General features: G+C 57.5%; 8 protein-coding genes and 1 other RNA gene. 3 read left to right on the forward strand and 6 right to left on the reverse strand.

The genetic code is table 11. The features are described from left to right. Positions 1 to 283: 283 nt before the first annotated feature. From AAC01S_RS17435 to AAC01S_RS17455, 5 genes are all read right to left on the reverse strand, one after another. Entirely contained in the window at positions 284 to 505 is a 222-nt protein-coding gene (locus AAC01S_RS17435; RefSeq protein WP_067625491.1) for a YozQ family protein, read from the reverse strand. A gap of 98 nt (positions 506 to 603) precedes the next feature. Next, positions 604 to 2,109 (reverse strand): MDR family MFS transporter, encoded by a 1,506-nt coding sequence (locus tag AAC01S_RS17440; protein ID WP_245630277.1) that lies wholly within the window; start codon positions 2,107 to 2,109, stop codon positions 604 to 606. Between the two features lie 61 nt (positions 2,110 to 2,170). Beyond that, entirely contained in the window at positions 2,171 to 3,034 is an 864-nt protein-coding gene (gene panC, locus AAC01S_RS17445) for a pantoate--beta-alanine ligase (protein ID WP_067625495.1), read from the reverse strand. Continuing rightward, positions 3,031 to 3,894 carry a 3-methyl-2-oxobutanoate hydroxymethyltransferase gene (gene panB, locus AAC01S_RS17450; protein ID WP_067625498.1) on the reverse strand — a complete coding sequence of 288 codons (864 nt, stop codon included), beginning with the start codon at positions 3,892 to 3,894 and terminating at the stop codon, positions 3,031 to 3,033. The genes panC and panB overlap by 4 nt, the downstream gene beginning before the upstream one ends. A gap of 61 nt (positions 3,895 to 3,955) precedes the next feature. Continuing rightward, positions 3,956 to 4,810, reverse strand: coding sequence for a Rossmann-like and DUF2520 domain-containing protein (locus AAC01S_RS17455; protein ID WP_067625500.1), 855 nt, complete (start codon positions 4,808 to 4,810; stop codon positions 3,956 to 3,958). 160 nt (positions 4,811 to 4,970) lie between these two features. On the opposite strand from AAC01S_RS17455, the gene AAC01S_RS17460 reads away from it, so the two are divergent. From AAC01S_RS17460 to ssrS, 3 genes are all read left to right on the forward strand, one after another. Beyond that, positions 4,971 to 5,324: a hypothetical protein gene (locus tag AAC01S_RS17460; protein WP_067625503.1), complete on the forward strand. Its 354-nt coding sequence runs from the start codon at positions 4,971 to 4,973 to the stop codon at positions 5,322 to 5,324. 147 nt (positions 5,325 to 5,471) lie between these two features. Then, a complete protein-coding gene (gene bcbE / locus AAC01S_RS17465) occupies positions 5,472 to 6,740 on the forward strand; it encodes a bacillibactin exporter BcbE (RefSeq protein WP_083511942.1) in 1,269 nt (422 codons plus the stop codon). A gap of 103 nt (positions 6,741 to 6,843) precedes the next feature. After that, positions 6,844 to 7,020: non-coding RNA, 6S RNA (gene ssrS / locus AAC01S_RS17470), on the forward strand. A gap of 149 nt (positions 7,021 to 7,169) precedes the next feature. Here ssrS and AAC01S_RS17475 read toward each other — a convergent pair. After that, the gene (locus tag AAC01S_RS17475) at positions 7,170 to 8,411 is read right to left on the reverse strand and encodes a sugar efflux transporter (protein ID WP_067625506.1); all 1,242 of its coding nucleotides are present in this window, start codon (positions 8,409 to 8,411) and stop codon (positions 7,170 to 7,172) included. Between the last annotated feature and the right edge of the window lie 248 nt (positions 8,412 to 8,659).

An 8,659-nucleotide genomic window follows, 5' to 3' on the forward strand; every position in this document is an offset into this window, starting at 1 on the left:
GTCCGCGGCTGCCTATTCGCCCTCAGTCCGATTTTTCGACACAAATAAGCGTCCTGGGACGCTTATTTGTCCCTTGTCCCTTGTCCCTTGTCCCTTGTCCCTTGTCCCTTGGGCCACATGGCCCAAAAACAAAAAAAATCAGCTGCCCCAGATTCCGCGGTCCATTCAGATCGCAGATTCCAGAAACAGCTGAACACTGCATGTTTGGCGATTCATCAGGCCCGCCTGTTCATACGCTCGCCAACCTGATGCGCTTGGTTCACTCTCACTCGATTCGCTCGATTCAGTTGCCTGAGCGGTTCTCCTCTTCCTCTCCCGAGCGGTTCTCCTCTTCGCCGGGGCGGCCTTGTTTCAAATCGCGAACGCGCCCTTCGCCCAAGAACACGATGCCGTCACTGGTGCCGGCGTAATAAACGTCTTCGACCTGCTCATGCGTCACAGCCAGCCCGTCTTCGACCGTCTCGGACGTCGCCGGGAATCGATCTCCTTTGCGAAATCGCTCCATTGCAGAAGCCTCCCTATCCAGATCCGTTTCACTACAGTTTGACCGATCCGACCGGGAACTCATGCGCGGGAGACGATTCCCAACTCATTCGCAACACGTTAGGCAACTTGCTTTTGCTGCTCGAGAATGCGTTTATGTGACGGCAGCCACCAGGAGATGACAAACGCCAACGCGGCGACGGCGAACATCCAGACAAAGATGTGGTGCAGGGCGTACGCCAGCGTTTGATCGACGAAGGTCCGCACCGTCCCTGGCAGGTTTGTGGTCGACGCGCCGCCGCCGCTGACGGCGTCAAGCAATCCCGACAGTTGCCGCTGGGTGATGCCCGATCCAGGGTGTTGCGCGGCGTAGTGCATGACGTCCGTGTTGAACAGACTCCCGTATATCGTGACGCCGATGGTCTGACCAAGGCTTCGCGCAAGCTGATTCGATCCGGTAGCGGCACCGCGCATTTGCCAACCGACGGCCGTCTGGATGGTCACCGTTGCCGGTGTAACGACCCAACCCATGCCATATCCCATGACGATCATAATGCCGACGAAATACCAGTACGGCGAATGGAGTTCGATGGCCAGCAGCCACGCGCTCGACAACACAACGAGGATCGAGCCGATGACGAATGTCCGCTTTGCCCCTACCTTGTACAGCCAACGGCCTGCGAGTGTCGCGCCGACTGGCCAGGCGATGGACATCGGCATGAGTGTGAGTCCTGAGCTTGTGGCGCTGTGCCCGAGGATCGACTGGATCCACATCGGCAAGTACACGTTTGTGCCAATCAACACCACGCTGACCAAGAACGTTACGATGTTGGCGACCGTAATGACAGGAATCTGAAACAACGACAGCGGCAGCATGGGCTCCTCGACTTTTGCTTCAATCCAAATAAAGAGTGCGACACAGACGGCGGCACCGATAAACAAGCCGATAATGGTGCCACTGCCCCACGCGTACTTGGAACCTCCGTTCAGAAGCGCATAGAGCAGCGCGGAAACGCCGACGGTGAACACGGCTGCGCCAAGATAGTCGACCTTCTTCGATTTCCGCTCGAACGATTCGTGAAGAAACATCAAGACTAGAATGAGTGCCACAGCGCCCACCGGAACGTTGATATAGAAGATCCAGCGCCATGAGAGGTTGTCGACAAAGAGACCGCCGACGAGTGGGCCGAGCAGGCCTGCGACACCCCAGACCGCGCTAAACAATCCCTGCATCCGCGCGCGTTGTTCACCGGGGAACAAGTCGCCGATGATGGTGAACGTGACAGGCATGACAGCCCCCGCCCCGATGCCTTGGAAGGCGCGGAACCATACGAGTTCTGTCATATTCTGAGACGCACCTGACAGCATCGAGCCGACGACGAACAAAATAACGCCAATGCTGAAAATCATCTTGCGGCCAAACAGATCGGCCAATTTGCCGTAGATGGGTGTTGTCACGCTCGTCGTCAGCGTGTAGATGGCAAACACCCAGCTATACAGACTTAATCCCTTCAATTCCCTGACGATGTGCGGCATGGCTGTGCTTACGACCGTCACGTCGATAGCGACCAGGAACATCGCGACCATCATGGCGATCGTGACCATTCGTCGATTCGTGTGATGCACCTGGAACAGTCTCCTTTAACTGAACGTTTTGGATGAATCCTGTTTTGGCGGGGCCAAGAAATTATTCGACATGCAATTGAATGTTGTCAATCAATCTGGCCTTGCCGAAGTATGCGGCGACCGCGATCATCACGTCGCCTGACAGGACGGAAACCGATTCAAGCGTGTCCATCTCGACGGCTTCGACATAGTCGAGGCGCGCGATGGAATCTTGTTCGATCCGCTCGCGGACACCTCGGACGATCTCTGTGGCGTCGCGCTGCCCGCGCTCAATTTCCGCCTTGGCCCAGGACAGCGCCTGGTACAGAACCGGCGCATGCTCCCGCTCTTCCTTCGACAAATAGACGTTGCGGGAACTCTTGGCCAACCCGTCTTCCTCGCGAACCGTCGGCACGCCGACCACGTTGACGGGCATGTTGAGATCTTTCACCATTCGGCGAATGACCGCCAACTGCTGCCCATCCTTTTGGCCAAAGCAGGCGACATCGGGCTGCACAATCTGAAACAGCTTCGTCACGACCGTGGCGACGCCGGCGAAATGAATGGGACGGGTCCTGCCGCACAATTTGCTCGCCATGCTGGGCAGTTGAACCGTCGTGACCAACGGGACAGGATACATTTCTTCGACCGACGGCGTGAACGCCACGTCGCAGTGGCCGGAAGCGCTGAGAAGCCGGAGGTCGTGATCGAGATCGCGAGGGTAATTCGCCAGATCCTCGTTCTCGCCAAACTGCAGCGGATTGACAAAGATGCTGACGACGACGAAGTCGGCTTGCTTGCTGGCCTCTTCCACCAGTGACAGATGGCCTTCGTGCAAATAGCCCATCGTCGGTACCAGAGCGACCTTGCGACCGTTCGATTTGGCCTCGCGTACGGCGGATCGAAGGGATTCAATAGTGCTGATTTGCGAGAGCGTTTTCGTCATTCGCCTTTCGCTTCCTCTCCATGGACTTCAAAAAACGCGTCGCGTTCTTCCGCTTTCAGATGCACGGTTTGCGGTTCACCTGGAAACGCGCCGCTTTGCACTTCTTCCACGTATTGTTGGGCAGCCTGGACGATGAGATCACCAAGCTGCAAGTAGGGTTTGTTGTGTTTCGGAATATAGCCTGTCGTGTAGCCGGAAAAATCGTGGAAAACCAACACTTGTCCATCGCAATGGGGCCCGGCGCCGATCCCGATGGTGGGCACGCGGAGCGACTCGGTGATCACCTTGGCGACTTCTGCCGGGATCGCTTCCAAAACGACGGCGAACGCCCCCGCCTTCTCCAAAGCCAACGCGTCCTCGACCAGACGGTTCGCCTCTTCTGCCCGCCTGCCCTGAACGCTGAAGCCGCCGAAGGCGTGAACGGACTGCGGTGTCAGGCCGATGTGGCCCATGACCGGAATGCCCGCAGTGACCAGCCGCTCGACGGTGGGGACAATCGATTGTCCGCCTTCCAGTTTGATCGCGTGCACGCCGCCTTCTTGCATCATCCGGGCGGCATGTCGCATCGCGTCTTCAGGGGTGATTTGGTAGGTGAGAAACGGCAGGTCGGCAACCACCATCACACCGTCCCCGGCACCTCGTGAAACCATATTGGCGTGGTAGACCAGTTGATCCAGTGTGACAGGAATCGTCGTGGTGTGCCCTTGAACCACCATGCCAACCGAGTCTCCAACCAAAAGCACATGCATGCCGGCTTGAGACAACAACTTGGCAGTCGGATAGTCGTAGGCCGTCATCATCGCTATTTTCTCGCCCTTGCGTTTCATTCGAAGCAGCGTCCGGACGGTCACGTCTGTCATATCGAATACCCCCACTTTCTTTTGGTCAATCGTCCGAGCCTGTGTGCAGTCACAGCAGCAGTCACAGCAATGTTCGCAACCGTCTCGCGGTCTCCTCGTCGATGCTGCCCTTGGCCAACGCCATATCCACGGTGACCCTGCCAAGGGCGGCGTACACCTCGCGCGCCTGAGGCATGCCTGCCAAGGCGTGGAGGTGCTGCTCCACAGTTTCTGCGTCGCCCCGCTCGATGGGTCCCGTCAAAGCGTCGGGGATACCCACGCGAACCAGGTTGTCGACAGCGCCTTGGACAAGCGGTAATAGACCAGACAGCCCGGTGGGCAAGTCGGCGAGATCGGCGGCCATACCGACCAGTGCCACCAGCGCGTTCGACGCCATCACCGCAGCGGCGTGGTAGCGAACTTTGTTTTGCGGATCCAGCATGACCGGAACCGCACCCAGACTCGCTGCCAAGGCGGACAGTCGATCCGTCGCCTGGCGCTCTCCCTCGATCGCGACGGTGATCCCCTCGAACAATCTCGGACCCATCCCTGGGCTTGCGAATGTTTGAAGCGGATGGAAGCTCGCCGCAAAGGCGCCCTGGCTGTGAACGCAACGGATCGCGTCGCTGGTGAGGGCCCCGGAGGTGTGCGCGATGACTTGGCCGGATCGAATGGCCCCAGTGTGATCCAGCCATTGCGCGACTTGGGCAATATGGCGATCCGGAACGGTGATCCACACCACATCCGCGAAACGGATGCGTTCAGGCGCCCGTTCCCATGGATGAAGAGGCGCACGGGTCAGTGCTTCAAACTCCTTCGCGCTTCGACTGTCGACCCGCTGAGACGGGACGGCGCCGACGATCTCATTGCCTGCCGCCTGACAGGCCAGCGCGAGTGCCGTCCCAACTCTGCCGGGCCCAACGATCACCATCTTCATCATGGCTCCCCCCTGCCCTTCGAACTCCTGCGCCTCGATGGATTGTGACGAATCTTCCGCAAGTGATTGTACCAATATTAGAAGCGATAATGAACGGAATCGGTATAGGTCGAACAAAAGTGTGGAAAAACATGGAGTGGAAAGGAGGCAGGTGCACGCGATGAAAATCCTTGAATCGACACCAAACGTTCAACCTGCTGTGCGCGCGTGCGGACTTGTCGCACTGGTCCTTGCGGTGATCTCCGCCTTGATGCCGACGTTCGGGATCTTGGCCATGATCCCTCCCACAGTGGTGCTTGGCGCCATCGCGATGTACGGGGGTCTGCGCGGCATCGGCGCAGGCGTGCTCGTCATGTGCTCGATGGATGCCATTCTGAGTCCGACATTTTGGGCGAACCTGACGTGGACAGGCATGCACTACAGCCTGCTGGACCACACGTTGACGTATTTCGATCTCGTTGGCATCATCGCCATGTCCGCCCTGCTGTTTAAACCATTCAAATCCGGATCGTGAAGTCTCCATGACCGAAGGTCCTGCAACCGGACATTGCTCGCGCACACCAATTTTTACACAGAATGGCCCAGTCGCCGGAGGGAAACGTTACTGCAAAGTGATCGAAATCCTTGAGAACGGGTGATCAACTTGCAAGCCGACAAGCGGATGGACTTAGCTTCACTTGCTTCGATCCCGCTCATCGTCACGCTCGGCAACTCCATGCTGATTCCAGTCTTACCGCAATTGGAGCGGCAACTGCGTGTCACATCTCTGCAAGTGAGCATGGTGATTACGACGTATTCGATCGTCGCCATCTTCCTGATCCCTGTAGCAGGCTACTTGTCCGACCGATATGGGCGCAAAAAGATCATCATTCCTTCATTGGTTATCACAGGTATCGGCGGGCTCGTCTCCGGCTTGTCCGCGTGGTGGATCAAAGACAGTTACTGGCTGATCCTAGCCGGACGTTTCATCCAAGGCATTGGCTCGGCAGGTGCCATGCCCATTGTCATTCCCCTGGTCGGCGACATGTTTCGCAGTGAGGACGACGTCAGCCAGGGGCTCGGCATCATCGAAACGGCGAATACCTTCGGGAAAGTCATCAGCCCGATTCTCGGTTCTGCCTTCGCACTCGTCATTTGGTTTCTGCCTTTTCTGGCGATCCCGGCCTTCTGCGCAGCGGCCATTGTCCTCGTCGCCTTTTTTGTCCACGTCCCGAAAAAACATGGCGCAGAGGCCGATGGTTCCTCTTCGAAAGCCGAGAATTTGCGCGAATTCATGCGATCCATCCAGGCCATCTTTCGGGAAAAGGGCCGTTGGCTGGTGGCGATATTCGCGATCGGCGGCGTGTGCATGTTCGTGATTTTCGGTTCCATGTTTTATCTTTCGTCGAAGCTCGAAGACGACCTCGGCATCGACGGCATTATCAAGGGTCTCATACTTGCCATCCCGCTCTTGTTCCTGTGTATCACGTCATACGTGACAGGCAAGAAAATCGCGGATCACAAACGCCTGATGAAGTGGCTGTCCTTCACTGGATGCGTCACGCAAACCGGCGCGATCGCCGCCGCCGCGCTCCTCACCAACATTTATCTCCTGCTTGCGGCACTCGTGGTTGGCGGCATCGGCATCGGCTTGGTGTTGCCGTGTCTCGACGCACTCATCACCGAAGGCATTGAAAAGGCTGAACGTGGCACAGTGACATCGCTCTACAGCAGTGTTCGCTACATTGGCGTCGCCCTTGGACCACCGGCAGTCTCCCTGCTCTCCAAGGTCTCCCAGGCAACGGTGTTCTTTTCCATCTGCGCACTCTGCCTAGCAGCAGCGTGTTACTCGCTGTTCGCGATTCGGCCGGATTCGAAATCGACCGACACAAAACAAGTCCAGCACGACTCCGGCTCTATCCCGCAACCCCGAGGTCGAACACCGATCTAGGGCAGCCAAGCCGAGGATTTGGGCGATTGACGAATTTGGCGTCAGTGGAAGGATTTTCGGTTGGCGTCTTCGGTCAAATCGTGCTACACTGCGTATACCAAAACACTTCCTGTGATGTTGGTGGGGCATTTTTTGGTTTTAATCTATGCGTATAATAAGGGAATCCGATTCCAGCTTGCGAAGGGCAAGCCACCTCGAGTGGACGTCCGGACCAGCGATAGGGTACCCACCTGTGAGAGCAGGTTCAAAACCGATTGTCCCACGGCAGAACGGGAGTACATAGAAGCAAAGGCGTGTGGCTGAGTGAGCGAACTCGGTCATGCGCCTTTTTGTATGGTGATTGGTAAAAGGGCGACAAACCGCTGCTGGGGGATGGCGGCGAGCCTGAATACACATCGGAACGGCCAGTCGGCCGCATCCACTCGCCGGCTAACGGTTGAATGCGCTCGCCTTGGAAAACCTCAGCTTGGCCTCGGCCGATTTGAACGAGCGTCCACGCAGCAGGAAGACATACGAAATGACACCAAGTCCGACACAGATCCAGAATACGTCGCGGTAGCCAAGAAACTGGGCGATCCCGCCGCCGAGCAAGCTGCCAGCCATCTGGCCGATATTGGTCGTATTGGCGTACAACGTCGTTGCCGAACCCGGAGCGTCGGGCAGGAAATCCTGCATGTAGGCCATCCCAATGCTCACGCTAATGGCGATGAACGTCGCGCAAAGCAACTGCAGCGCAAGCATCTCCCATGGCCGCTGCGCCAACGCCGCGCCTGTGTAGTAGAGCGTGCCGCAGATGGAGCCAAAAAGGAGCAGCGATCGCTTGCCAATTCGCGCAGATAGCGCACTGAGGCCAAGGATGATGGGGATCTCCAGACCAGCGCTGAGCGCGACAATGGAACCGACCAGATATCGCGGCTCGTGCATCGTTTTCGTCACCAAGAGCGGCATGTAAAGGCCGTTGATCGACGATGCCGTATACACCGCCACAAACGAGATGCACGACATGAGGATGTGCGGATCCTTCAAAAACGCGAACACCTTGACTGGCTGGGAACCAAGAATGCCCGCTGGCGGACGGCGTTCCAAGCGAAGCAGGACGATGCAGAACACGCCTGCGAAAATGACTGCCGTCGCGACAAATAATCCATTGAATTGAAACACCTGCAGAAGCCAGGCGCCGCACAAGGGGCCAATGACCCAGGCGAGAGAGAAGAACGATCGCAAGGTCGAGATCGCAAAAGTCGCATCCACGTTGGAACGCCTCGTGGCGGATTCACGCGCATAGGCGAACAATTGCGGGTAGACTGCGGACGCCAATCCAAGCAAAATCGTGGAAACAATCAATAGCGGAAGATACGAGTGCAAAACGACATAAGCCCCATATCCGAGTGCTGAACACGCCGACGACAGAAGCGCGATATCCTTCTTTGACGTCTTGATGTCTGACATTCTTCCAAGCCATGTACTCGCAGCGATCCCGCCGAGCCCGTTCACGAACATGAAAATGCCGAGCTCCACCGGCGTCATGTGTACCACACTGGTTCCGAACAAAGACAAGTACGGTCGCGTGATGGAAACGCCAATGCCGACCAGCGTAATGCTGAACATCAATGTGAAATACCCCGGCATAAGGCGCGATCTCGCTGTTTGAATCGACGACCAGAACGACACGTTCGAAACCTCCTGTCCAGAACATACACGCATCGTAGCACCCAACCCACAAGATGACGATGAAGAATCTGGTCAAAAGATGACGAAAATTGTACTTATGCGGTTTGTGGGAGCGGGGCCTCGGGCGCACGGGACAGGCGGGGACGAGACGGGGCAGGACCCCGAGCCGCAGGACCCCGAGCCGCAGGACCCCGGGCCGCAGGACCCCGGGCCGCAGGACCCCGGGCCGCAGGACCCCGGGCCGCAGG

It is taken from the genome of Alicyclobacillus acidiphilus NBRC 100859, from assembly GCF_001544355.1.
Lineage (GTDB): Bacteria > Bacillota > Bacilli > Alicyclobacillales > Alicyclobacillaceae > Alicyclobacillus > Alicyclobacillus acidiphilus.

Coding starts and splice junctions, on each gene's coding strand:
- AAC01S_RS17460 (WP_067625503.1), top strand. CDS start 4,971: ATGAAAATCCTTGAATCGACACCAAACGTTCAACCTGCTGTGCGCGCG.
- panC (WP_067625495.1), bottom strand. CDS start 3,034: ATGACGAAAACGCTCTCGCAAATCAGCACTATTGAATCCCTTCGATCC.
- AAC01S_RS17435 (WP_067625491.1), bottom strand. CDS start 505: ATGGAGCGATTTCGCAAAGGAGATCGATTCCCGGCGACGTCCGAGACG.
- panB (WP_067625498.1), bottom strand. CDS start 3,894: ATGACAGACGTGACCGTCCGGACGCTGCTTCGAATGAAACGCAAGGGC.
- bcbE (WP_083511942.1), top strand. CDS start 5,472: ATGGACTTAGCTTCACTTGCTTCGATCCCGCTCATCGTCACGCTCGGC.
- AAC01S_RS17455 (WP_067625500.1), bottom strand. CDS start 4,810: ATGAAGATGGTGATCGTTGGGCCCGGCAGAGTTGGGACGGCACTCGCG.